We start from the raw sequence: 23452 nt of genomic DNA on the forward strand, positions 1-23452 counted from the left end.
AAACCCCTCACACGCAGACCGCCGGAGGTCGATACGCCTTATGGAACATTCAATCGACACAGAAACCCGTGCTTCCCACTGGAAGCAACTGTATTTTTTTAAAGTGTTTTCAGAGGAAAGATCGCATATTCAGCACGGTGACTCACCACTCTTCAACAATGGCGTACAACAACTAAAGATTACCATTCAGCTGGCCGCCTTGAACGCCGGTGGGCACGCCGTACAACTGACGCAAGCAGAACTCGACACTGTCTGTCTTATTGATTACACGACTTCCACGGAAATCCCATACTGGTGGGGCGCCTCCGGACCTTGGATCACCACGACGAATCACTGGGGATTTGTATGGGATCGTTCTTTTTTTGAACGCGTGCGGGTCGCGCAAAAAGACCATCCTGAAGGTTTTGAAGCGCCCTCTGCTGAGGTCATGGGCGCGTCCGTAGCGGATGGCGAAATCGTCACGATTCTTCAGACGCCCAATATGATGGCGGTGACCGGGAAAACCATGGCGTTTACCGAAGATCAGAAAGCCCTGCTGAAGGAGGTTCACCCGGGTATTGAGCCGTCCAGTTATCAACTAGTAGAGCTTTACTTATCGACCGACAGCGGCTCGTCCCGTCAGTTCGCGGCCCGTGCAGTGAATGGAGACGGTACCGTGTTCAGAACAAACTATCTGGAAATAGGGAATGACTCCGGACTGGGGGACGGTCATGGAAAATTCCACTCTTCCGTGCGTGTCCAATCCGTCACCTTCCCTGTTTTATCCAATGACAGCTACGGGGATCGCCTGTCGAATGGCGCACTCCTCAAAGAACATATTGGACAATGGTTTTTTTACAGCCCTGCATGGTTTTCGGCAAGGATAGAGGAAACACACATTAACATTCGGCTTCCGGGCGGCTACATGGTCCCGATCCGAGAGCTTTTTCACGATAACAATTTAGCGGTCTGGGCCGATGCCAACAGTACAGTCCCGACCATGAGAGGAACCTATCTGGGCTCGCCCATTTTCGGATATATCGTCTATTACACGCCACCTTATTTTGGCGTCAGCGGCCGATACGTTCCTTTTAATTTACCAGTGGACGAGAAAATTGGGCACCGCCCACAGCTTCCTCGAGAAGGGCAGATCGTGATTGGCATTGTGTCAACGGAAAACCACTATTGGTATTATTCTTCAGGCAGCCGGGCTCATAGCAAGGTGCGACAGGTGTTCAGAGTACGTGACATTTATGGGAATATGCATCCATTGGCATTGGCACTCAGAACTGATAACCAGGATATTACACTCACGCGTGCCTAGTTAGGGATGAGGCGATTCGCGACCCCATCCCACGCTTCATGCGAGACTTCGTATGACGTAGCCATCCCAGGATGCCTTTCCATAGACAGCCAGGATCACGCCGGCATCAACTCAAGCACATGGCGATCACCGAGTTTGAATTGCACCTTCAAACGATGGTGAGTGCCGTACGCATCCACTATCGACACTGGGCAAGGCCCTGAAAACACGTCAGGGGTGCGTTTGATATCGACCCGGGTACACAAGATCAAGCTGGCTTTATCGACGATGGGTGTTTTGAGTTCCGGCAAAGGAATATTTCCCGTGGGCACTGCGGTTTGCTTATTCCAATTGATTTCAGTACGCCCCGGTTCCACATAGCCTGTAAAACTGGCATGCGTATCAGCTTCCAGAGGCGTGCTCCATTGAATCATTCCCTCTGGAGAAAGCGTGGTCTCCCGTAACGCTATCGTATGGGTGGCACTTTCCTGCAGACTGAGGGTGGCCAATCGATTACGGATAGCCCCCAGCGTCGGACTGTCCGGCATATCGGTAAGCGCTGACAAGATAAAGTTGTCCACGGGGTATGACTTGGGGCGGTGCACATGGATTCTGGCGTAAGGCTGCTGCGGGGGAGGCGAGTTATGGGATGTCCCGTCGGCATACCAACTCTGGCCGTTGGTACAGAATTTATCCCCGTTATCCCCTTTCACCATAAACGCCAAGTCGACCGTTTGCCCCACGGCCGACAAGGCATTACAGGACACGTAAAATTCATAGTAATGAAATGCTTTGTCTTGATTTTTCAGTGTTGGCTGCCCTGCACTCACCGGCCTGTCATTCGCAGGCCGGGCGCGGGGGAAATAGTCATAGCCTTGGTAGTGTCGCGACACCGACCAGCCCAGGCTGTCGAAATGGTCGAAAGGTAAAACCTGGTCAACCCGTCGGTACATCACCATCTTAGTATTGGCGACTTCGGTCGGCGTCAGTGCCACCTCTTGCCCTTCACCATTGATGGCCTTGACACCGACCGTCAACTTGACTTGCTGATGCCCGTTGGCGAACACATCGGGCGTTGAGTCGGTATAGACCTCGAAAGCGCTGACGTACCAATAGGGATCGATTGTGTTTTTCATGACCACCACCCTGAACGATAACTTGCCCAGCACAAGCAAGCGGGATAATGAGACGTGCGGATACACGACATTCAATTCGGGAGGACAGGCTTGAAAGCGATAAGCGGTGCTTGTTCAGAGTCCTGATGCCTCACCAGAAAGGCTAGAAAATACCCAATGCCACCGGTTAGCAATGAATGATAATTTCTATGTGCAGGGCTTTGAAAGGATCACGACGTTGCGCCGCTGCTTTCGGCCAGGCGTCAGAAAGGAAGCAAAAAAAAGCCGGAAATCCAAAGATTTCCGGCTTTTCGAAATGGTGGGTCGTGTGGGACTCGAACCTACGACCAATTGGTTAAAAGCCAACTGCTCTACCAACTGAGCTAACGACCCGTTTCGTGGTGCGTATAATACTGATTTCTAAAGGGAATTCAACACCTAATTACAGATATTTCAAAAATAAGGCGTCGGGTCGGCCACACCGGCTGCGGCGAAGCCTTCGGCGCGCAGGCGGCAGCTGTCGCATTTGCCGCAGGCACGGCCTTGATCGTCCGCTTGGTAGCAGGAGACCGTCAGGCTGTAGTCCACGCCCAGCTTGACCCCGGCCCTGACGATGTCGGCCTTGGAAAGGTTCTGCAGCGGCGCCTGAATGGTGAAGCCCTGCCCTTCCACGCCCGCCTTGGTGGCCAGGTTTGCCATGCGCTCGAAGGCCTCGACGAACTCGGGACGGCAGTCCGGGTAACCTGAATAGTCGACCGCGTTGACGCCAATGAAAATATCCCGGGCACCGAGCACTTCGGCCCACCCCAAGGCCAGGGACAGGAACACGGTATTGCGCGCAGGCACATACGTGACCGGAATGCCTTCGCTGGGGGCTTCAGGCACATCAATGCTGCTGTCGGTGAGTGCTGAACCGCCAATGCCATTGAGGTCGAGGCCGATGACCTTGTGTTCGACAGCGCCAAGGTCACGGGCGACACGGGCAGCGGCATCGAGTTCGGCGCGGTGCCGCTGCCCGTAGTCGAAACTCATGGTGTAGCAGCGGTAACCTTCAGCCTTGGCCATGGCAACAACGGTGGCGGAGTCGAGGCCGCCGGACAACAGGATGACTGCGCGTTTTTCGGTGGTGTTGTCTTCGTTCATGTCAGCGCCCCGGCTCGTCGTTCCAAAGAAGTTTATGCAACTGCATCTGCAGGCGGACCGGCAGATTGTCGGCCACGATCCAGTCGGCCAGGTCGGTTGAACTCAACTGGTGGTGACTGGCGGAAAACAACACCTCATCGACCCGCTGCTCCAGACCGTACTGGATCAGCTTGGAGACAGCCCAGTCGTAATCATCCCGTGAGCACAGGACAAACTTGACTTGGTCGTTGGGCGTCAGCAGTTCAACGTTTTCATAGCGGTTGCGATGAGCTTCTTCCGAGCCGGGGGTCTTGAGGTCCATCACCCGGCTGACGCGGGTGTCCACGGCCGAGATATCCAGCGATCCGCTGGTTTCCACTGAAACCTGATAACCGGCATCGCAGAGCATCTTCATCAGGGGGATTGCATTGGGCTGCGCCAGCGGCTCGCCTCCGGTGACGCAGACGTAGCGCGGCTTGAACGCGGCCACTTGGTCCATGATGGATTCAAGCGTGCGTACGGTGCCGCCCGTAAAGGCGTAGGCACTGTCGCAGTATTGGCAGCGCAGCGGGCAGCCGGTCAGGCGCACGAAAACCGTGGGCAAACCGGCGGTGCGTGTTTCACCCTGCAACGAGTAAAACACTTCGGTGATGCGTAATGTGTCTTGCATGGCGTCCACGGGCGCGCCAGCTGAACAGGCTGACGGCCTCCGTTGGGCACCTGCCCGAAGCCGCGAGCGCGTGATCCGAGCAGATGTGAGTCAAAAAAGGAGACGAATTCTAACGCAAAAACCCGCTGCAAGAGCGGGTTTATTGATCAGCGGGTCAAGCTTCACATCTTCTGCAGATCACGCTGCGCCAATTGCGCGGCGGAAGTACCCGGGTACTGCGAAACCACCTGCTGCAAGATGCCTTTCACTTTGTCTGTATGCCCCATCCGACGTTCAACGTCAGCCAGTTTGTACAGTGAGTCTGGCACCTTGGCGTGTTTGGGATAAAGTTGGCCGACCTTGGAGAAGGCCTGCTCGGCGCCTGGCAGGTCGCCTTTTGCCAGATTTACTTCACCCAACCAGTACTGCGCATTGCCGGCGTACTGGCTGTTAGGGTACTTGCGCAGAAATGCGGCGAAAGCCTGGCTGGCCTTGTCGAAGTCCTTGGCCTTGATCAGATCGAAGGCGGCGTCGTAGTACAGCTTTTCTTTTGCAGGGTCACCCGGCTCGCTGCTGGCAGCGGGAGGTGCATCCTGACCGGACGGAGCCGGTGCACCAGCGGCATTGACACCACCACTGGGTTGAGAATTGTTAGGAGCGGCTGCCGCAGGGGCTTGCTGCGCCTGGATTCTGCTGTCGAGGTCCTGATAACGCTGCAGCGCTTCCTGTTTCATCTGCTGGATATCGTTTTGCTGGACTTCGATCTGACCGCGCAACTTCGCGATGTCATCCTGCATTTGTTGCAATTGCATGAACAGCTGACCCTGTGCCGAGACAGGTGCCGAAGCACCTCCCCCGGCATAGGCGCCGTTCGTACCGTAACCCGCCGGCGGCGCGTTGCTGCTGGCGGTGCTATTGGTATAGCCTCCACCGGCATCATCGCTATCCACTACGGGAACCGCGCCCCAGGCCACTAAAGGCAGGGCGAAAGCCAGAGCAGTTACAGCACGACGGCACGTTCGCATGACGAATTACTTACGCAGTTCGACGCGACGGTTTTGAGCCCAGGATTGCTCGTCGTTGCCGGTAGCAACTGGACGCTCTTCACCGTAGGACACAACTTCCAGCTGAGCTGGAGCTACACCTTGCAGAACCAGGTAACGCTGAACGGCCTTGGCACGGCGTTCGCCCAGAGCCAGGTTGTACTCGCGGGTACCACGTTCGTCGGTGTTACCTTCCAGAACGACTTTGGCGCCGCTGGCTTTCAGGTCTTTAGCGTGAACGTCCAGCGCGCGCAGGGCTTCAGGCTTCAGCTCCGAGCTGTCGTATTCGAAGTAGAAAGTGGTGATAGCGCGCAGAGCAGCTTCTTCGCTCAGGGAGCCGTCGACAGCACCGGTGTTAGCGCCGTAACCAGCGTTAGGATCAACAGCAGCACCGCCTTGACCAGCGTCTTGACCGCCTTTGGACGAGCAACCAACCGCTACAGCCATGGCCAGAGCCAGGGCAGCAAACTTACCAAACTTCAGCATTTCCATCTTGAAACTCCTAATGAACCCCAGTGTGTTAAGTACAACGTAAAGCGCCGCGTCAGTTCAGGTAAGGGGACCACGAAGGTTCTCTGACTTCGCCTTGAGCGGTTGGAAGCGGGATCCTGACGCGTCCGTTAAGCGACACGAGCATCAAGACTCCCCGGCCCTGCTGGCGGGTGGCGTAGATTACCATGGTGCCGTTGGGCGCAACAGTAGGAGACTCGTCAAGAGACGAATCTGTGAGGATTTTAACGCTTCCGCGCTGTATATCCTGCGCCGCCACCTTAAAGTTGGTAAAACCATCCTGCCGATGAATCATTACCAGCGTTTTTTCATCCGCCGACAACTTTGGATTGGCGTTGTAGTTACCGATAAAAGTCACGCGATCGGCATTGCCACTGCCCACAGTCGTTTTATAGATCTGCGGTTTGCCGCCCCGGTCGGAGGTGAAGTAGATAGTCGAACCATCCTTGCCCCAAAACGGTTCAGTGTCGATGGCCGGGTTGTTGGTCACGCGGGTCAATTGGCGAGAGGCCAGATCGATCACATAAATTTCCGCGTTGCCGTCTTTAGACAGCACCATGGCCAGTTTGCGGCCATCCGGCGAGAAGGCCGGGGCGCCGTTCAGGCCTTCAAAGTTAGTGATCTGCTCACGGCGACCGGTATCGATATTCTGAACAAAGATCCGCGGGCGTTTTTGTTCAAAGGAGACGTAAGCGATACGCTTGCCGTCCGGCGCATAGCTGGGCGACAGAATCGGCTCGCGCGACTGCAGCAGGGTCACTGCACGAGCACCGTCATAGTCCGAGCGTTGCAGCGTGTAGCGGGTGTTGTTCACCGATGCCCGCTCGGCCGTGACATACAGCATGCGGGTGGAAAACGCACCTTTGATGCCGGTCAGCTTCTCGAAAGACTGGTCGGAAATGTAGTGCGCCATGTCGCGCAACTGATCGGTGGTCCCCGACACACTGCCGGTCAGCACCGGCTGTTCGGTAGCGACGTTGAACAACGTGTAGGAAACCTGCAGGCGCCCGCCCGCTGGCACGATCTTGCCGACCATCAGGTATTGGGCATTGAGTGCTTTCCAGTCACGAAAGATGACTTCGCTGGCCTGGGTCGGCTGGCTGATCATGTTCTGGCGCGGCAACGGTTCGTAAAAACCGGAGTTGCGCAGGTCGTTGCTGACGATATCGGCAATGTCGTCGGGCAGCACGGTGCCACCCTGCCAGCCGAAGGGTACGACGGCAATGGGGGCGGCCCGATCGCTGCCGCTGGTGACCATGATGTTCTTTTCGTCGGCAGCGGCGAAACCCGCGGCGCAACATAGAACCAACAGCAGTCCTCGAAGAAGGTTAATCACAAGGCTAGGTCCTCAGGTGTGAATGTCATCTTGAATGAACGGTAAGGGTTGAATTCGTTCGGTTTCAAGCCCTGCATTTCTGTCAATCGGCCAATATTCTTCACGGCGGCCACCGCCGAAGCATCGTAGGCCGCATCATTGCTGGACCTGATCACCTTGACCGAAGTCACGGTCCCGTCCGGCAACATGTTGATCTGCAATTGCACCGACATGCCTTTGCGCGCAGAAGGTGGACGGGTCCAGCCTTCAGCGGCCCGCGAGCGAATCAGGTCGTCGTAGTTGCCGGCAGTCTGGTCGCCTTGCTCGTCGGCGAGGGCCTGTTGGCGCTCAGGCTTGTCGGACAACAGGTCCGCCAGGGCCTGGGCCTTTTTCTCCTCGGCCGATTTACGCGCCGCATCCTGAGCTTTCTTCTTGGCCGCATCGGCGGTTTTCTTCGCGTCTTCGGCTGCTTTCTTCTTGGCGTCGGCGGCAGCAGAAGCGGCGGCTTCCTTGGCCTCTTCTGCTGCCTGTTTCTTGGCATCCTCGGCAGCCTGCTTCTTGGCGTCCTCGGCAGCTTTTTTCTTCGCGTCGTCGGCGGCCTGTTTCTTGGCCTCCTCGGCGGCCTCTTTCTTCTCTTCTTCCTCTTCGGCCTTTTTCTTGGCGATGTCGGCCTGCTCGGCTTTCTTGGCGTCTGCAGCCTTCTTCGCGTCGTCGGCTTTCTTGGCGTCGTCGGCTTTCTTCGCATCGTCTGCGGCTTTGGCGGCGGCCTTCGAATCGGCGTCGGCTTTCTTCGCGGCATCGGCCGCCTTGGCTTCTTCGGCTTTTTGAGCCGCGTCGGCTTTCTTTTGTTCCTGGGCGGCTTTTATCTCTTCCTGCTCGACCTTCTTCTGCTCCATCTGCTCGACTTCAGTCTGGCGCGCAGCCGACTTCTTCGCTTCGCCCGCGAGTTTCTGGTTGGTCTGCTCGGTCGCTTGGCTCTTGGATTTAAGCTGATACAGGGTGGCCTGCACGATCGGCTTGGCTTGCGGCAGGTCAGGCGTCATGGCAAAGCTGACAAACAGCAGACCGAAAATCAGAACGTGCAAGGCCACGGCCCACACCGTGGGCCAGTAGTAGCTTTCCGAGGCGGAGGGCTCTCGATGTCGCATCAGGGCGCCTCGGTAATCAGGCCGACGTTACCCACACCCGCCTTCTGCAACCCGCCCATGGCACCCATGACCGAGCCGTAGTCCACGGACTTGTCGCCACGAATGAAGACCTGGGTGTGTTTGCCCGACGCAGTGCCCTGGGCAATGATCGCGGTCACTGCCTGGGTCATCTGGGGCAGGGTCAGGGCCTTGGCCTGCTGCTTGTCGGTGTCGACTTCACTGCCTACGTTCCAGTAGTAGGTCTTGTCAGCCTTGATGGAGATGGTCAGCACCTGGTTGTTGTTGTCCTGCGGCAAGGCTTCGCTGGAAACCTTGGGCAGGTCGACTTTCACGCCCTGGTTGAGCATCGGAGCGGTAACCATGAAGATGACCAGCAGTACCAGCATCACGTCGATGTAAGGCACTACGTTCATCTCGGCGACCGGCTTGCGTTTTGGACGACGACCTCGAATCATTGGGTTTACCTGCTCACTCTTCGCTGGTGTGCACTTTGCGGTGCAGGATGGCCTGGAACTCGTCAGCAAAGGTGTAGTAACGGTTGATCAGGGTTTCGCTGCGAGCGGCGAAGCGGTTGTAGGCAATGACCGCCGGGATAGCGGCGAACAGGCCGATGGCGGTGGCCACCAGCGCTTCGGAAATACCCGGGGCCACGGTGGCCAGGGTCGCTTGTTGGGCGGTTGCCAGGCCACGGAAGGAGTTCATGATCCCCCACACGGTGCCGAACAGGCCGATGTACGGGCTGACCGAACCGACGGTGGCGAGGAACGGCAGGCTCTGCTCGAGCTTTTCTTCTTCACGGGAAACGGCTACGCGCATGGCGCGACCGACACCTTCCATGACCGCATCCGGGTCCACGCCGGGCTGCTGGCGCAGACGCGAAAACTCCTTGAAGCCGGCGCGGAACACCTGCTCGACGCCCGAATCAGGGTCCGGGTTGCTGCCCGCCTGGCGATACAGCTTGGACAGGTCGATGCCTGACCAGAAACGCTCCTCGAAACCATCGAGGGCACGCTTGCCGGCCCGCAGCATGGTGCTGCGTTGAAAGATCATGACCCAGGAAGTCACCGATGCGGCAATCAGGATCAGCATGACCAGTTGCACAACGATACTGGCATTGCTGACCATGCTCCACATGGAGGAATGGTCGACGACGTTAGCTTCCACGCTTATATCTCCTGCTCTAGAGTTTTACCCGGGCCGCTCGCGTCGGCAAAGGCCGCACGCAGTGCTGTGGGGATGGCCCGGGGTTTAAAATTGTCGGCGCGCACGCAGGCCACCAAAAACTGCCCTTCACAGAGCAGCACATCATCTGTCGCTCGCGTCACTCGCTGCGAAAATCGCAGGCTGGCACGATTCAATTCCACCACCTGGGCACTCACCAGCAGCTCGTCATCCAGACGGGCCGGCGCGTGATAGCGCGTTTCAGTGGAGTGCACCACGAACAAGAGGTTGTCCAGGACCAGCGACGACTGGGAAAAACCCAACTCGCGCAGGTGCTCGGTACGAGCCCTTTCCATGAATTTCAGGTAGTTGACGTAATAAACAACGCCACCCGCATCGGTGTCCTCGTAATAAACGCGACAGCGGTGTGCGAATGGCCCAAGCCCGTTTTGCGCGCGCATACTCTAGTGCTTACTCCTCGGGTTGCCAATCCAGGCAGGCAACTGTTTTTTATTCGTTTTACCAGTGTTCAGGCGGTTTGCTCTGCACACCAGCCCTAGGACCACCGAAACTCGCATTCGACTCCGTTCATTCAGGTACGTCCTGAACCTGGATGTCCGGCATTTCCCCAAGCCGATTGGGAATGTTCAGGCCGAAATGCAGGTAGGCATGCCGGGTGACCACTCGCCCACGCGGGGTACGCATGATGTAGCCCTGCTGAATCAGATAAGGCTCCAGCACATCCTCGATGGTGTGACGCTCCTCACTGATGGCAGCCGCCAGGCTGTCCACGCCCACCGGGCCACCGTCGAACTTCTCGATCAGGGTCAACAGAAGACGTCGGTCCTGGTGGTCGAAGCCACGCTCGTCGACATCCAGCATGTTCAAGGCCTGATCGGCGATGGGCTTGGTGATGTGGCCCTGCGCCCGCACCTGGGCAAAGTCCCGCACCCGACGCAGCAGGCGATTGGCAATACGCGGTGTGCCGCGGGCACGGCGAGCGATCTCGAAGGCCCCCTGCTCCTCGATCTGCAAGCCGAGGATGCTCGCCGAGCGGCAGACAATGGTCGCCAGATCCTCAGTGCTGTAGAACTCCAGGCGCTGAACGATACCGAACCGGTCGCGCAGCGGATTGGTCAGCATCCCGGCGCGGGTGGTCGCGCCCACGAGGGTAAAGGGTGGCAGATCCAGCTTGATCGAGCGCGCTGCCGGACCTTCGCCGATCATGATGTCCAGCTGGAAATCTTCCATGGCCGGATACAGCACCTCCTCGACGATCGGCGACAGACGATGGATCTCATCGATGAACAGCACGTCATGAGGTTCGAGATTGGTCAACAGCGCCGCCAGGTCTCCAGGCCGCTCGAGGACAGGGCCCGAAGTGCTCTTGATCGACACGCCCATTTCCTGGGCGATGATATTGGCCAGCGTCGTCTTGCCCAGACCCGGCGGGCCAAAGATCAAGGTGTGGTCCAGCGATTCGTTGCGCCCGCGCGCGGCCTGGATAAACAGCTCCATCTGCTCACGCACGGTCGGCTGGCCGATGTATTCGGCCAGACTCAACGGCCGAATGGCACGGTCCTGCTGCTCCTCGCGGTCGCGGCCGGTGGCGGTAATCAGACGGTCAGCTTCGATCACTTAAATCATTCCTTTCAAGGTGCGACGGATCAGTTCTTCACTGCTCAGGCCCTTGGCATCGATGGCCGCGACCGCGCGGCTGGCCTCCTGGGGCTTGTAGCCCAGGGAGATCAGCGCGCTGACCGCATCGGTTTCGGCGGTATTGACCGGTGCCGGACCTTGCGGGCCATTGGGCACCAGCTGGAACAGACCGGGTACGGTCTCCCAGGCCTTGAAGCGGTCCTTGAGCTCCACCAGCAGGCGCTCGGCGGTCTTTTTCCCGACCCCGGGGATTCTGACCAGCGCCGACGTGTCCTGAGCCTGAACGCAGCGCACCAGTTCGTCCACATCCAGCCCGGACATCAAGGCAAGTGCCAGTTTCGGGCCGACACCATTGAGACGGATCAACTCACGAAACAGTTCGCGCTCGCGGCGTTCGTAAAAACCGTACAGCAATTGCGCGTCTTCCCGGACCACCAGATGGGTGTGCAGGGTCACCGGTTCGCCGACCGGCGGTAGCCGATACAAGGTGGTCATGGGCACCTCAAGCTCATAGCCCAGGCCATTCACGTCGAGAATCAGGTGCGGCGGCTGTTTTTCTGCCAAGGTTCCGCGCAATCGTCCAATCACAGTCTGTTTCCTAAATCGTGGCGAGCAATCCCGCCATCATTGCAGGATCGCAGGGTCCGACAACGTAAAATGTGCAAGTCGATACTGCAATCACATCCGCAGACGACCGCTGCGACTGCGTGCGCCGATCAGCCCATGGGGAATCAGGCTGGAGCGGGTGTGCGCATGACACAGGGCAATCGCCAGGGCATCCGACGCATCGATCTGGGGTTTCTGAGTCAGTTTGAGCAGATGCATGACCATCATCTGCACCTGCTCCTTGTTCGCCCCCCCGGTACCGGCAATGGCCTGCTTGACCTGGGTCGCGCTGTATTCGGCAATCTCCAGACCTTCTTCCACCGCTGCCACGATGGCTGCTCCGCGGGCCTGCCCCAGCTTGAGCGCCGAGTCGGCATTGCGGGCCATGAACACCTTCTCGATGCCCATGGTCACCGGGCCGTAGGTCTGGATCACCTCGCGTACACCGCGAAAGACGATTTGCAGACGCTCCTGCAACAACCCGCCGCCCGTACGAATGCAGCCGGACGCCACGTATTCGCAGCCGCGGCCGATGTCGCGAACAATGCCATAACCGGTGATGCGCGAACCGGGGTCGATACCTAGGATTAACGTCATAAAGCCTGCAGCATGAGGGTGGGTATCGGCAGTCTTCGCCTGATGACAGAAGCCGGAGCCGCATGGTCGCGTATTTCACGCGGCCTGGCGACTCCGGCTTCCAGTGTACCGCCGGGAACGACTCAGCCCAGCTGTTCCATCACCTCGTTGGGGATCTCGGCGTTGGAATAGACGTTCTGCACGTCATCCAGGTCCTCCAACATGTCGATCAGCTTGAGGACTTTTTCGGCCCCCTCCAGATCCAGCTCGGCGCTGGTGGTCGGCAGCATCACGATTTCTGCGTCGGCAGCCTTGAAACCCGCCGCCTCCAGCCCATTGCGCACACCATAGAACCCGGCAAAGGACGTGAAGACGTCAAACGAGCCGTCTTCATTCCCCACCACGTCATCGGCATCGGCCTCCATGGCCGCCTCCATCAAGGCATCCTCATCGACGCCGGCGGCGAAGCTGATCTGGCCCTTGCGATCGAACAGGTAGGCGACCGATCCGTCCGTACCCAGGTTGCCACCGCACTTGCTGAACGCGTGGCGCACGGCTGCAGCCGTACGGTTGCGGTTGTCGGTCATGCACTCGACCATCACCGCCACGCCACCCGGGCCGTAGCCTTCATAGCTGAGTTCCTCGACGTCATCGCTGCCGGCCGCCCCGGTACCGCGGGCCACGGCACGATCAATGATGTCGCGGCTCATGTTGGCGCCCAGCGCCTTGTCCAGCGCCAGACGCAAACGCGGATTGGAACCCGGATCGCCGCCGCCCGCACGGGCCGCCACGGTCAACTCACGAATCCACTTGGTAAAAATCTTGCCCCGCTTGGCGTCCTGGCGCTCTTTGCGGTGCTTGATGTTCGCCCATTTGGAATGACCAGCCATGTGTTGCTCCAGAATTCTTGGTTCGAATATCGACCCCGGCGAACAAGCCTGAGCGCGCAGGACCGAATGTGCTCGGGAGAGGCCTACACCGTCTTCCCGAGCAAGCTCGGTCCTGCGCAGAACCCGGTTGCTCGGCGATCGGGGATCACTCCGCCTTCGGCGTCTCGCGCAAACGAATGTGCAGTTCACGCAACGCCTTGGCATCCACCACACCCGGCGCCTGGGTCATGACATCCGCAGCACTCTGGGTTTTAGGGAAAGCGATCACTTCGCGGATCGACTGGGCGCCAGTCATCAGCATCACCAGACGGTCCAGACCGAAAGCCAGGCCACCATGGGGTGGTGCACCGTATTTCAACGCGTCGAGCAGGAAACCGAATTTCTCTTCCTGCTCGGCTTCCTGGATGCCCAGCAGACGGAACACCGCCTGTTGCATGTCCTTGCGGTGGATACGGATCGAACCGCCACCCAGCTCGGTGCCGTTGAGCACCATGTCGTAGGCGCGCGACAACGCCGTGGCCGGGTTGGCCTCCAGCTCCGCCGGGCTGCACTTGGGTGCGGTGAACGGGTGATGCAAGGCCGAAAAGCTGCCGTCGTCGTTCTCTTCGAACATCGGAAAATCGACGACCCACATCGGGGCCCACTCGCAGGTCAGCAGCTCCAGGTCGTTGCCGACCTTGATGCGCAGGGCACCCAGGGCTTCGCTGACAATCTTCGCCTTGTCGGCGCCGAAGAACACGATGTCTCCGTCAACCGCGCCAACGCGGTCGAGGATGACATTGAGATTGGCCTCGGGGATGTTCTTGACGATCGGCGACTGCAGCCCTTCGACGCCCTTGGCACGCTCGTTCACCTTGATGTAGGCCAGACCGCGCGCGCCGTAGATGCCGACAAACTTGGTGTAGTCGTCGATCTTGCTGCGCGGCATGCTCGCACCACCGGGCACGCGCAAGGCTGCAACGCGGGCTTTCGGGTCATTGGCCGGGCCGCTGAACACCTTGAATTCGACGTCCTTCAGCTGGTCGGCGACGTCGACCAGTTCCAGCGGGTTACGCAGGTCGGGCTTGTCGGAACCGTAACGGCGCATGGCCTCTTCGAAGGTCATGTGGGGGAATTCGGCGAATTCCACGTCCAGCACTTCCTTGAACAGCTTGCGCACCATTTTCTCGGTGATGTCGATGATTTCGCTTTCGTCGAGGAAGCTGGTTTCGATGTCGATCTGAGTGAACTCAGGCTGACGGTCGGCACGCAGGTCTTCGTCACGGAAGCATTTGGCGATCTGGTAGTAGCGATCGAAGCCGGCCACCATCAATAGTTGTTTGAACAGCTGTGGCGATTGTGGCAAGGCAAAGAAGCTGCCGGGGTGAGTACGGCTCGGCACCAGGTAGTCGCGAGCACCTTCCGGCGTGGCACGGGTCAGAATCGGCGTTTCGACGTCGAGGAAGCCGTTCTGGTCGAGGTAACCACGGATGCTGGTGGTGATCCGCGAACGCAGACGCAGCTTCTCGGCCATTTCAGGGCGACGCAGGTCGATGAAGCGATAACGCAGGCGCGTTTCTTCACCGACGTCGGAGAATTCGTTGAGCGGGAACGGTGGCGTCTCGGCTTCGTTCAGCACTTCGAGCTCGTAGCCCAGCACTTCAATGCCGCCAGAGGCCATGTTCGGGTTGACTGCACCGGCCGGACGCAGGCGAACCTTGCCGGTGATGCGCACCACGTATTCGCTGCGCACGCGGTCGGCAGCAGCAAAGCTTTGCGCGCGATCCGGGTCGAAGACCACCTGGGCCATGCCTTCACGATCACGGATATCGAGGAAAATCACCCCGCCATGGTCGCGACGACGGTGGACCCAGCCGCAAAGGGAAATTTCCTGACCATCCAGGGTCTCGTTCAGTTGGCCGCAATAATGGCTGCGCATCATGATGGTGGTTTCGCTTCTCTTGATTCGATATTCGGGAGAGGTCTGGCGCAAGTCAGTCAGGCTTGTCGGCGCCGGCCAGGTTCTTTTTCGTACCGGTCTTGAAGTCCGTCTCGTACCAGCCGCTACCGCTCAAGCGAAAGCCGGGCATGGACAGCATTTTCTTCAAGGCGGGCGCCTGGCAGGCAGGGCAATCGGTCAACGGCGGCGCGCCGATCTTCTGGATCGCTTCCAACGGGTGGCCGCAGGCCTCGCACTGATAGTCATACATGGGCATGGGATATCTCTCGACGAGCTGGTTCAAGGCACGCACGGCGCCAAACAACAAAGAGCGGGATTATATCCGGTTAATCAACGCTGTGCAGCCTGCCGTCTCATTCGCTGACCGGGTATTCGAGCAGGTGCACCACGCACACGACTCGGACCAGGCCGCTGAAGTTCTTCACCCCGCCATAGCGCAGGTGCACCTGGCGGTCGATGTGCGAGAGCACTCCATTGATCGAACAGTCGTTGGCCCGAGCGATGCGATCGAGAATCTTCCAGTAGATCTCTTCAAGACGCAGACAGGTGGCGAAGCCGTTGAGCCGGACCGAACGGGAGACCGGCCGAGCCAGGAGCATGTCGAACTGCTGTTCGAACGGATCGAGGCCCTGCTTGCAAGCTTGATCGAGGACGCGGGAGATAACGGGAGCGATGACATCACGGGTGCTGAGCATGATTCTTCCTTGAACCGAATGAACCGGGCAGTACTTGCGCAATGCGTCAAGTAAGGGAACTGCCATCGGTCCAGCAGAGGACAACCATTTAAAACCAGCGGCGAACGCGCTGCAGCGCGCGAATTGTAACTGCCACGCAATGCCTCAAGAACGGGCACGGCAGCGTTTCCCACTGGTTTTTCCGCCCGCCCGGCAGGCCCGCACCTTCTGCCTGGCAAAGCCCCGACAGCACCACACATATCTTGTAAACAACTACCGGGTACGCCACCTAAGCGCTTGATTTGAGAAGCCCCACGCTTTGCTGTTAAATAGCTGGCGTGCGTTCGACCCCCCGGAAATCGACGCATAGGCTTGTCGTGACACGTGATTACCGCCCTTTCAGTTCATGGGCGACCGTGCCACGGCAGCTCTTCCTTGCGATCCGTCTTAACGTGAGTCAATCAAAATGTTGAAAATCGTTCATCTGGTAACGGGCGCAGCAGCCTTGCTGCTGTCCTTCATACCCAACCTGCGCGCCGATGCGCTGCCCTACCTGGAACAACCTGACGCTGTCTACCTGGCCTTGTTCGGCCTGCTCAACCTGCTGATCGCGCCGGTGGTGCCTTATTGGCACCGTGGCGGGCGCCACCAACTGCAAAACCTTTCCAGTGCCCTGCTGGTGCTGGCGGTGATCCTGCAGACCATCGCCCTGCTGGCGCCATTGCCGGTCATCGGCAATCAACCAGCCGTGCTGTTCAGCCTGACCTGCACCCTGCTGGCCGTTGCCCTGCATCTAGGTGTGAGCTTTTACCGCTCGTCGCCTGCCGCCAGCGCACCGGCTGCACACTACGATATGACCAACCGCGATACCGGCACGGTCAAGTGGTTCAACACGTCCAAGGGTTTCGGCTTCATTTCCCGCGATTCGGGCGACGATATCTTCGTGCACTTTCGTGCCATTCGCGGGGAAGGCCATCGCGTCCTGGTGGAAGGCCAACGCGTAGAGTTTTCGGTCATGAACCGTGACAAAGGCCTGCAGGCAGAAGATGTAATTGCGGCGTCGCCTCGCCGCTGACAATCACTGCCATGAAAAAGCCCCTGATCAGCAGGGGCTTTTTTTTTGCAAAGCGTTCAGGCAGGCCGAGATCAGTAGTGGGGCGGCGGCGCTTCCTCCTCCACCGCTTCAAACTGGCCCACCAACTCGGCATGACGCTTGAGCAAGGCGGCCATCTGCAACTGCAAGCGATCCACTACGTTCTGTTGTTTGACCAGCACGTCGTTCAGCGCCTGGATGGTGTCATCCTGAAAGGCCAGCCGCCCCTCCAGGTCATTGATGCGCTCTTCAAGGCTCATACCCCTGCCTCCACGAAACTGCAACTTTCGCCCAGTAAGGTCTTGAACTTAAGCCGTACAGCGGCCAGTTGCTCGAGCGTATAGGGCTGTGCCGGGGATTTGCCCCAGACCGGCGCGGGCCAGGCGGCATCGCGGCGATAACGAACGATGACGTGCATATGCAATTGGGAAACCACATTGCCCAGGGTTGCGACGTTCATTTTGTCGGCCCCATAGGCCTCACTCAGACGCTGGGTCAGCAGCTCGGTTTCCAGCCACAACTGCCGGCGCGCGGCTTCATCAAGATCGAACAGTTCGCTGACCTCGGCCAGCCGAGGCACCAGAATGAACCAGGGGTACTGCGCGTCATTGCTTAGCAACACACGGCACAGTGGCAGATCCCCCAGGTGGTGAGTGTCTTGTTCAAGGCGTGAATCCAGATGAAACACCGTGAGATCTCCCGAAGCGTTGGGTAATGAATGCCCAGGACAAAGACTCGCCAGGGTGGCTGCAGGATAACGCCGTTTACCTAGGCGATCACCTATTGCCGGCGCTGCACTCTTAAATGGCATGCCTGCTTCGTTCAATCCCGCATCCGCCGGCCCGAGGCAGCGGTCTATACCGCGTTGACCGAAGTGATGCTTGATGGCGCAGTGCGCACTTTTTCGGTGCGAACATTCACAAAGGGCTGACGGAAAGCGGGCTTAGATCAATATTTCACACGAGGTCTTATGCCTAACTGCCTTACACAGCGAGAAATTCCGTCTATCCGATTGCTATGCGAAAGCGCACGGCTCGTCTAGCATCTAAAACGCTGGCGCTACCTTTCGCACCAAAAAGAGCCGTTCTGGCTAATCTCAGTGCATCGGACGGGGAGTAACATTCCCACATTGCCTCACAGCGGTAACAACCTGACTTCAGGGTTAGCGGCGGCCAGGTAACGAAAGGCGCCGGTTATTTTACAAAAAAACCTGCCAGACCCTAGTGTTTACAGGGGGTTCCGCCGGTCAAGAAAAAAAGTTGTGAAAAATTTGTTAGAAGATGTCACCTTTGTGCACGCTTGTTGCAACATCACTCGTATAGACGACCTGAGCCATGTAGCGAAGGTTGCGTGAGTCACCCAAGTGGCAACGAACCCGTTTACGGAGTGTACCGAAGCAAAGGCCTGAAACTTGATTCAGGTCGCCAACCCTCGGGGGAAGAGCCGATAGCGATGCGGCTCTTGACGCGGGAAAGCGCTTCGGCACATGGGCAATACCGCATACGCAGCACCCTGAACCCGCCGCAACGGAGTTGTCCGTCACGGCAAAAAAAGAAAGAGCCGGCCCAGATAAAAAACCAGGTGGACCGGCAGTACTCTTCCTAAAACCAAAGGAGCAAGTCACGTGAAAGTGATGAAGTGGAGCGCAATCGCATTGGCAGTTACCGCTGCCAGCACCCAACTGGCCTCGGCAGCAGCCTTCGTCAGCGACCAGGCAGATGCCAAGGGCTTTGTTCAAGACAGCACCCTGAACGTTCTGCTGCGTAACTATTATTTCAACCGTGACAACAAGAATAACTCCCACGACTCCATTGACTGGACTCAGGGTTTTCAGGGCGTGTTCAGCTCGGGCTTCACCCAGGGCACTGTGGGCTTTGGTGTTGATGCGTTCGGCTACCTGGGCGTTAAACTGGATGGCGGCAAAGGCACCACCGGTACCAACAACACCGAAGTCAGCCACGACGGCAGCCCGTCGGACAGCTTCGGCAAAGCCGGCGCCGCTCTGAAAATCCGCTTCTCGAAAACCGAAATCAAAATCGGCAACCAGCAGCCTACTACTTCGCCCGTGTTCGCTGTCGGCGGTTCGCGTCTGCTGCCGCAGACGGCCACCGGTACTACCATCCAGAGCAGCGAGATCAAAGGTCTGGACCTGGAAGCCGGTCGTTTCACGTCGGCCACCAGTGAATCCACTGTCAACCGTGATGGCGAGATCGGTTCCGAATACGGCGGCGCCACGTCGCGTGCGGCCACTTATGCCGGCGGCAAGTATCAAATCAATGATGCCCTGTCCGCTTCGCTGTACGGCATGAAGCTGGAAGACATCTGGAACCAGTACTATGCCAACGTGAACTACGCACTGGCCTTGACTGATACCCAGGCGCTGACTTTCGACTTCAACTACTACAACACCCGCGACTCGGGTTCGGCCAAGATGGGTGACATCTCCAACAACACGTGGTCGTTGTCGGCAGCCTACTCTTTCCTCACCGCGCATACCCTGACCCTGGCCTTCCAGAAGGTCAACGGCAACAGCCCGTTCGACTACATCGGTGTGGGTGACAACAACCGCGGTGGCGACTCGATCTTCCTGGCTAACTCGATTCAGTTCTCTGACTTCAACAGCCCGGGTGAAAAATCGGTTCAAGCTCGCTATGACCTGAACATGGCCAGCTACGGCGTACCTGGCTTGAGCTTCATGACCCGTTATGTCTACGGCTGGGACATCGACAACAGCAAGATCGCTGCTGACAGCCCGTACGTCAACGCCGGTTACGATCGTCAGTACACTGACATCGAGCACCACGAAATCAACGTCGAAGCCAAGTACGTTGTTCAGTCCGGCCCTGCGAAAGACCTGTCTTTCCGCATCCGCCAGGCGTTCCACACTGCCGATGCCGGCCAGATCGACGGCGACCACAAAGAGTTCCGCCTGATCGTCGACTACCCGATCTCGATCCTGTAATCGAGGCGAGCTCTGCTCGCAACGGTATTGGCGCTGCAAACAAAAGCCCGGCTCAGCCGGGCTTTTGTTTGCCCCTCTATATATAGAGGGGACCACCTCCCCCCACCCGCCTTGTACCGGGGGAGAACGTGCCCGTACAATGCCCAGTCACACTACAATTCAGCAACAGACAACGGCCTACCATGCGCACCAGTCAATATTTGCTCGCCACGCTCAAAGAAACCCCTTCCGACGCGGTCGTCATCAGCCACCAGCTCATGCTGCGCGCCGGCATGATCCGCAAGCTCGCCTCGGGCCTTTACACCTGGCTGCCGATGGGTCTGCGAGTGATGCGCAAGGTCGAAGCCATCGTCCGTCAGGAAATGGACGCTGCGGGCGCCCTGGAAGTGCTGATGCCCGGTATCCAGCCCGCCGAGCTGTGGCAGGAATCCGGCCGCTGGGAGCAGTACGGCCCCGAGTTGCTGCGCCTGAAAGACCGCCACGATCGCGAATTCTGCGCCGGGCCGACCCACGAAGAGGTGATCACCGACATCGCCCGCAACGAGTTGAACAGCTATAAACAGCTGCCCATCAACATGTACCAGATCCAGACCAAGTTCCGTGACGAGATCCGTCCGCGCTTCGGCCTGATGCGCGGTCGCGAGTTCATCATGAAGGACGCCTACTCCTTCCATACCGACCAGGCTTCCCTGCAGCAGACTTACGACCGCATGCACCTGGCGTACACCAATATCTTCACGCGCCTGGGCCTCAAATTCCGCCCAGTGGAAGCCGACAATGGCTCCATCGGCGGCGCCGGCTCCCACGAGTTCCACGTGCTGGCCGAATCCGGTGAAGACGACATCGTTTTCAGCGACGGCTCGCAGTACGCGGCCAACATCGAAAAAGCCGAGGCCGTTCCGCGGGAATCCAGCCGCCCAGCCGCCAGCGAAGCACTGCGTCTGGTGGACACCCCCAACGCCAAGACCATCGCGCAACTGGTGGAAAACTTTGGCCTGGCCATCGAAAAGACTGTCAAGACCCTGGTGGTGCACGCCGCTGAAGAAGGCAAGCTGATTGCCTTGATCATCCGTGGCGACCACGAGCTCAATGAAATCAAGGCCGCCAACCAGCCACAGGTGGCCAGCCCGCTGGTCATGGCCACTGAGGCCGAATTGCGCGCGGCCATCGGCGCCGGTGCCGGCTCCCTCGGCCCACTGAATCTGCCGCTGCCTTGCATCATCGATCGCTCGGTGGCTCTGATGAGCGACTTCGGCGTGGGCGCCAACATCGACGACAAGCACTATTTCGGTGTCAACTGGGAACGAGACCTGCCGGTGCCGGAAGTGGCCGACCTGCGCAACGTTGTGAACGGCGACCCAAGCCCGGACGGGCACGGCACGCTGAGCATCAAGCGCGGCATCGAAGTGGGCCACATCTTCCAGCTGGGCACCAAGTACAGCGAAGCCATGAAGTGCCAGGTACTGGGCGAGAACGGCAAGCCAGTGACCCTGACCATGGGCTGCTACGGCATCGGTGTGTCCCGCGTGGTCGCCGCTGCCATCGAGCAGAACCATGACGCCGGCGGTATCATCTGGAGCGACACCCTTGCGCCTTTCCAGGTGGCCCTGGTGCCGCTGCGCTATGAAACCGAACAGGTTCGCGAAGCCACTGACAAGCTGTACGCCGAACTGACCGCCGCCGGCTTCGAAGTGCTGCTGGATGACCGTGACAAAAAAACCAGCCCGGGCATCAAGTTCGCCGACATGGAACTGATCGGCATCCCACACCGCATCGTGGTCAGCGACCGCGGCCTGGCCGAGGGCAACCTGGAGTACAAGAGCCGTACCGAAAGCGAGGCTCAGGCCTTGCCAGTGGCTGATGTGCTGGGTTTCCTCAAGGCGCGTATCCAGCGCTGACAACCGAGCTTGCTCCCACAGCGTTCGAGATCAATTCAGGACGCTGCGGAGCAAGCCTTGACTGCGATACTGGCGACGCGGTCCGGCGGGTTTGCGCGGTGATGCCATCGGGCCCCAAGCGCTGCTCCGACAGGGTGAACCTTGATATCGAGGCTGGCCCTGTCAGCCAAACAGCTCCAACTGCTCCAACCTCCCGCGCAAATCCTCCAACCGCACCCCTATCCCCAACAGCCGTACCGGTTTCTCACCACGGGAATACGCCTGGCTGAGCAACTGTTGATAACTGGCCAGGTCTCGCCCTGCCCCCGCCTGCTCCAGCGTAGTCTGGGTGAAGTCATGGAATTTCACTTTGACAAAGGGCTTGCCCGGCCGGTAACTGCTGTCGATGCGAGCCATGCGTCCTGCCAGCGTCTCCATCAGCTCCGGCAGTTTTTCCAGGCAACTGGCGAGATCCGGCAGATCGACGTCGTAGGTGTTCTCGACGCTGATGGATTGACGTCGACTGTCGTTGTGCACCGCTCGCTCGTCGATACCGTGGGCCAGATTCCACAGGCGCTCGCCAAAACTGCCGAATTCACGCACCAGCGTCAGCTTCTTCCACTCGCGCAGCTGCTGGCAGGTCTCGATGCCCAACCTTGCCAACTTGTCTGCCGTGACCTTGCCTACCCCATGCAACTTGCTCACCGGCAGGTCGGCAACGAACGCCTCGACCTCGGCCGGAGTGATGACGAACAGCCCGTTGGGCTTGCGCCAGTCACTGGCAATCTTGGCGAGAAACTTGTTGGGCGCCACACCCGCCGAGACAGTGATGTGCAGACGCTGGGAGACTTTGCGGCGAATGTCCTGGGCAATACGGGTCGCGCTGCCGGAAAAGTGGCTGCAGTCGGACACGTCCAGGTAAGCCTCATCCAATGACAGCGGCTCGATCTGCTCGGTGTATTCGCGAAAGATCCCGTGGATTTCCCGGGACGCCTCTTTATAGGCATCCATGCGCGGCTTGACGATGGTCAGGTCGGGGCACAGTTTCAGTGCATGGCGGGACGACATGGCCGAACGCACGCCATAGGCGCGAGCCTCGTAATTGCAGGTGGCGATCACCCCCCGGCGCTCGGCCGAACCGCCGACCGCCAGCGGCTTGCCGGCCAGTTGCGGGTCGTCGCGCATCTCGATGGCCGCATAAAAGCAGTCGCAGTCGACATGGATGATCTTGCGCTGGGTCATGTACCGGTAATTCTTTTGCAAAAGGTTGTACAAATGTACAGTCAGTATCGCACCACCGGCTGGCCAATTGCAGCCATCGCCGACGAGATCGCCCTGCCCTGCCCTGTTTCAGATTTATTTTTTCAATCGTCATGCCCCGGCCAATAGCCCGCAAAGCCTTGCTCTGCATGGCTTACACGGCTTTCATGCCACGCTAAGCGGTTGAACAAAAAGAGTTTTCTTGAAATCAGCGATTGACAGCCCGGGGCTACGCTGTAGAATCCACCCCACAGACGCGGGATGGAGCAGTCTGGTAGCTCGTCGGGCTCATAACCCGAAGGTCGTCGGTTCAAATCCGGCTCCCGCAACCAAACATCAAAGAAGGCTACTCGAAAGAGTGGCCTTTTTTGTGTCTGGTTGTTTCATGGTGAAACCCGGCTCATCTGATAACAATCAGCTCATCTGAAGAAAGATCAAACTCTTGCTTGACACCCTCACCTTTACAGGTAGAATGCGCCCCCACAGACGCGGGATGGAGCAGTCTGGTAGCTCGTCGGGCTCATAACCCGAAGGTCGTCGGTTCAAATCCGGCTCCCGCAACCAACATCGA

24 protein-coding genes and 3 tRNA genes are annotated in these 23452 nt (G+C 58.6%); 6 read left to right on the forward strand and 21 right to left on the reverse strand.

The window, feature by feature from the left end:
* Positions 1-40 precede the first annotated feature (40 nt).
* The gene (locus HB675_RS06935; protein WP_213877022.1) at positions 41-1303 is read left to right on the forward strand and encodes a hypothetical protein; all 1263 of its coding nucleotides are present in this window, start codon (positions 41-43) and stop codon (positions 1301-1303) included.
* Positions 1304-1398: 95 nt separating this feature from the next.
* On the opposite strand, the gene HB675_RS06940 is transcribed toward HB675_RS06935, so the two are convergent.
* The 18 genes from HB675_RS06940 to HB675_RS07025 all read right to left on the reverse strand — a co-directional run bounded on the left by HB675_RS06940 (position 1399) and on the right by HB675_RS07025 (position 15614).
* The gene (locus HB675_RS06940; RefSeq protein ID WP_213877024.1) at positions 1399-2418 is read right to left on the reverse strand and encodes a hypothetical protein; all 1020 of its coding nucleotides are present in this window, start codon (positions 2416-2418) and stop codon (positions 1399-1401) included.
* Positions 2419-2714: 296 nt separating this feature from the next.
* Positions 2715-2790: transfer RNA gene (locus HB675_RS06945), tRNA-Lys, on the reverse strand.
* A gap of 60 nt (positions 2791-2850) precedes the next feature.
* Positions 2851-3540, reverse strand: coding sequence for a 7-cyano-7-deazaguanine synthase QueC (queC, locus tag HB675_RS06950; RefSeq protein WP_213877026.1), 690 nt, complete (start codon positions 3538-3540; stop codon positions 2851-2853).
* 1 nt (position 3541) lies between these two features.
* On the reverse strand, positions 3542-4189 hold the full coding sequence (queE, locus tag HB675_RS06955) for a 7-carboxy-7-deazaguanine synthase QueE (protein ID WP_213877028.1): 648 nt from the start codon (positions 4187-4189) through the stop codon (positions 3542-3544).
* A 161-nt stretch (positions 4190-4350) separates the two neighbouring features.
* Positions 4351-5193: a tol-pal system protein YbgF gene (gene ybgF / locus HB675_RS06960; RefSeq protein WP_213877030.1), complete on the reverse strand. Its 843-nt coding sequence runs from the start codon at positions 5191-5193 to the stop codon at positions 4351-4353.
* 6 nt (positions 5194-5199) lie between these two features.
* The gene (gene pal, locus HB675_RS06965; protein ID WP_213877031.1) at positions 5200-5703 is read right to left on the reverse strand and encodes a peptidoglycan-associated lipoprotein Pal; all 504 of its coding nucleotides are present in this window, start codon (positions 5701-5703) and stop codon (positions 5200-5202) included.
* Between the two features lie 52 nt (positions 5704-5755).
* On the reverse strand, positions 5756-7036 hold the full coding sequence (gene tolB, locus HB675_RS06970) for a Tol-Pal system beta propeller repeat protein TolB (protein WP_218626475.1): 1281 nt from the start codon (positions 7034-7036) through the stop codon (positions 5756-5758).
* Positions 7037-7053: 17 nt separating this feature from the next.
* Positions 7054-8187: a cell envelope integrity protein TolA gene (tolA, locus tag HB675_RS06975; RefSeq protein WP_213877313.1), complete on the reverse strand. Its 1134-nt coding sequence runs from the start codon at positions 8185-8187 to the stop codon at positions 7054-7056.
* Positions 8184-8639, reverse strand: coding sequence for a protein TolR (gene tolR, locus HB675_RS06980; RefSeq protein WP_213877033.1), 456 nt, complete (start codon positions 8637-8639; stop codon positions 8184-8186). Before tolR ends, tolA begins: the two co-directional genes overlap by 4 nt.
* Before the next feature lie 13 nt (positions 8640-8652).
* Complete coding sequence (tolQ, locus tag HB675_RS06985; RefSeq protein WP_213877034.1) at positions 8653-9348, reverse strand: protein TolQ; 696 nt, start codon at positions 9346-9348, stop codon at positions 8653-8655.
* 2 nt (positions 9349-9350) lie between these two features.
* Complete coding sequence (ybgC, locus tag HB675_RS06990; protein ID WP_213877035.1) at positions 9351-9806, reverse strand: tol-pal system-associated acyl-CoA thioesterase; 456 nt, start codon at positions 9804-9806, stop codon at positions 9351-9353.
* A gap of 127 nt (positions 9807-9933) precedes the next feature.
* Entirely contained in the window at positions 9934-10983 is a 1050-nt protein-coding gene (gene ruvB / locus HB675_RS06995; protein WP_213877037.1) for a Holliday junction branch migration DNA helicase RuvB, read from the reverse strand.
* Positions 10984-11592, reverse strand: a complete 609-nt coding sequence (gene ruvA, locus HB675_RS07000) for a Holliday junction branch migration protein RuvA (RefSeq protein WP_213877039.1) — start codon at positions 11590-11592, stop codon at positions 10984-10986.
* Positions 11593-11682: 90 nt separating this feature from the next.
* Positions 11683-12207: a crossover junction endodeoxyribonuclease RuvC gene (gene ruvC / locus HB675_RS07005; protein ID WP_213877041.1), complete on the reverse strand. Its 525-nt coding sequence runs from the start codon at positions 12205-12207 to the stop codon at positions 11683-11685.
* Positions 12208-12329: 122 nt separating this feature from the next.
* Entirely contained in the window at positions 12330-13076 is a 747-nt protein-coding gene (locus tag HB675_RS07010; RefSeq protein ID WP_213877043.1) for a YebC/PmpR family DNA-binding transcriptional regulator, read from the reverse strand.
* Between the two features lie 145 nt (positions 13077-13221).
* Positions 13222-14997, reverse strand: a complete 1776-nt coding sequence (gene aspS, locus HB675_RS07015) for an aspartate--tRNA ligase (protein ID WP_213877045.1) — start codon at positions 14995-14997, stop codon at positions 13222-13224.
* A 52-nt stretch (positions 14998-15049) separates the two neighbouring features.
* Positions 15050-15271, reverse strand: coding sequence for a zinc ribbon domain-containing protein (locus HB675_RS07020; RefSeq protein WP_213877047.1), 222 nt, complete (start codon positions 15269-15271; stop codon positions 15050-15052).
* A 97-nt stretch (positions 15272-15368) separates the two neighbouring features.
* The gene (locus tag HB675_RS07025; protein WP_256737493.1) at positions 15369-15614 is read right to left on the reverse strand and encodes a ribbon-helix-helix domain-containing protein; all 246 of its coding nucleotides are present in this window, start codon (positions 15612-15614) and stop codon (positions 15369-15371) included.
* A gap of 541 nt (positions 15615-16155) precedes the next feature.
* Between HB675_RS07025 and HB675_RS26075 the strand changes: the two genes are divergently transcribed.
* The gene (locus HB675_RS26075; protein ID WP_275957924.1) at positions 16156-16764 is read left to right on the forward strand and encodes a cold-shock protein; all 609 of its coding nucleotides are present in this window, start codon (positions 16156-16158) and stop codon (positions 16762-16764) included.
* Positions 16765-16835: 71 nt separating this feature from the next.
* Here the strand turns inward: HB675_RS26075 and HB675_RS07035 are convergent, their stop codons facing one another.
* Together HB675_RS07035 and HB675_RS07040 are read right to left on the reverse strand one after the other, a co-directional pair.
* Complete coding sequence (locus tag HB675_RS07035; protein ID WP_213877051.1) at positions 16836-17042, reverse strand: SlyX family protein; 207 nt, start codon at positions 17040-17042, stop codon at positions 16836-16838.
* Entirely contained in the window at positions 17039-17470 is a 432-nt protein-coding gene (locus HB675_RS07040; RefSeq protein ID WP_213877053.1) for an HIT domain-containing protein, read from the reverse strand. Before HB675_RS07040 ends, HB675_RS07035 begins: the two co-directional genes overlap by 4 nt.
* A gap of 936 nt (positions 17471-18406) precedes the next feature.
* Between HB675_RS07040 and HB675_RS07045 the strand changes: the two genes are divergently transcribed.
* Complete coding sequence (locus HB675_RS07045; protein ID WP_213877055.1) at positions 18407-19744, forward strand: OprD family outer membrane porin; 1338 nt, start codon at positions 18407-18409, stop codon at positions 19742-19744.
* A 182-nt stretch (positions 19745-19926) separates the two neighbouring features.
* Positions 19927-21642 (forward strand): proline--tRNA ligase, encoded by a 1716-nt coding sequence (locus HB675_RS07050; RefSeq protein ID WP_213877056.1) that lies wholly within the window; start codon positions 19927-19929, stop codon positions 21640-21642.
* Positions 21643-21804: 162 nt separating this feature from the next.
* On the opposite strand, the gene dinB is transcribed toward HB675_RS07050, so the two are convergent.
* Positions 21805-22863 carry a DNA polymerase IV gene (dinB, locus tag HB675_RS07055; protein WP_213877065.1) on the reverse strand — a complete coding sequence of 353 codons (1059 nt, stop codon included), beginning with the start codon at positions 22861-22863 and terminating at the stop codon, positions 21805-21807.
* A gap of 273 nt (positions 22864-23136) precedes the next feature.
* Between dinB and HB675_RS07060 the strand changes: the two genes are divergently transcribed.
* Positions 23137-23213 (forward strand) — tRNA-Met (locus tag HB675_RS07060).
* 155 nt (positions 23214-23368) lie between these two features.
* A tRNA-Met gene (locus tag HB675_RS07065) sits at positions 23369-23445 on the forward strand.
* Positions 23446-23452 lie beyond the last annotated feature (7 nt).

Source organism: Pseudomonas sp. dw_358, from assembly GCF_018449655.1.
Classification (GTDB): domain Bacteria; phylum Pseudomonadota; class Gammaproteobacteria; order Pseudomonadales; family Pseudomonadaceae; genus Aquipseudomonas.

What these genes read in the sequence shown, in the direction of transcription:
- HB675_RS06935 (WP_213877022.1), top strand. Translation starts at nt 41, where the DNA reads ATGGAACATTCAATCGACACAGAAACCCGTGCTTCCCACTGGAAGCAA.
- HB675_RS06940 (WP_213877024.1), bottom strand. Translation starts at nt 2,418, where the DNA reads ATGAAAAACACAATCGATCCCTATTGGTACGTCAGCGCTTTCGAGGTC.
- queC (WP_213877026.1), bottom strand. Translation starts at nt 3,540, where the DNA reads ATGAACGAAGACAACACCACCGAAAAACGCGCAGTCATCCTGTTGTCC.
- queE (WP_213877028.1), bottom strand. Translation starts at nt 4,189, where the DNA reads ATGCAAGACACATTACGCATCACCGAAGTGTTTTACTCGTTGCAGGGT.
- ybgF (WP_213877030.1), bottom strand. Translation starts at nt 5,193, where the DNA reads ATGCGAACGTGCCGTCGTGCTGTAACTGCTCTGGCTTTCGCCCTGCCT.
- pal (WP_213877031.1), bottom strand. Translation starts at nt 5,703, where the DNA reads ATGGAAATGCTGAAGTTTGGTAAGTTTGCTGCCCTGGCTCTGGCCATG.
- tolR (WP_213877033.1), bottom strand. Translation starts at nt 8,639, where the DNA reads ATGATTCGAGGTCGTCGTCCAAAACGCAAGCCGGTCGCCGAGATGAAC.
- ybgC (WP_213877035.1), bottom strand. Translation starts at nt 9,806, where the DNA reads ATGCGCGCGCAAAACGGGCTTGGGCCATTCGCACACCGCTGTCGCGTT.
- ruvC (WP_213877041.1), bottom strand. Translation starts at nt 12,207, where the DNA reads ATGACGTTAATCCTAGGTATCGACCCCGGTTCGCGCATCACCGGTTAT.
- HB675_RS07010 (WP_213877043.1), bottom strand. Translation starts at nt 13,076, where the DNA reads ATGGCTGGTCATTCCAAATGGGCGAACATCAAGCACCGCAAAGAGCGC.
- aspS (WP_213877045.1), bottom strand. Translation starts at nt 14,997, where the DNA reads ATGATGCGCAGCCATTATTGCGGCCAACTGAACGAGACCCTGGATGGT.
- HB675_RS07020 (WP_213877047.1), bottom strand. Translation starts at nt 15,271, where the DNA reads ATGCCCATGTATGACTATCAGTGCGAGGCCTGCGGCCACCCGTTGGAA.
- HB675_RS07025 (WP_256737493.1), bottom strand. Translation starts at nt 15,614, where the DNA reads ATGCTCCTGGCTCGGCCGGTCTCCCGTTCGGTCCGGCTCAACGGCTTC.
- HB675_RS26075 (WP_275957924.1), top strand. Translation starts at nt 16,156, where the DNA reads ATGTTGAAAATCGTTCATCTGGTAACGGGCGCAGCAGCCTTGCTGCTG.
- HB675_RS07035 (WP_213877051.1), bottom strand. Translation starts at nt 17,042, where the DNA reads ATGAGCCTTGAAGAGCGCATCAATGACCTGGAGGGGCGGCTGGCCTTT.
- HB675_RS07050 (WP_213877056.1), top strand. Translation starts at nt 19,927, where the DNA reads ATGCGCACCAGTCAATATTTGCTCGCCACGCTCAAAGAAACCCCTTCC.
- dinB (WP_213877065.1), bottom strand. Translation starts at nt 22,863, where the DNA reads ATGACCCAGCGCAAGATCATCCATGTCGACTGCGACTGCTTTTATGCG.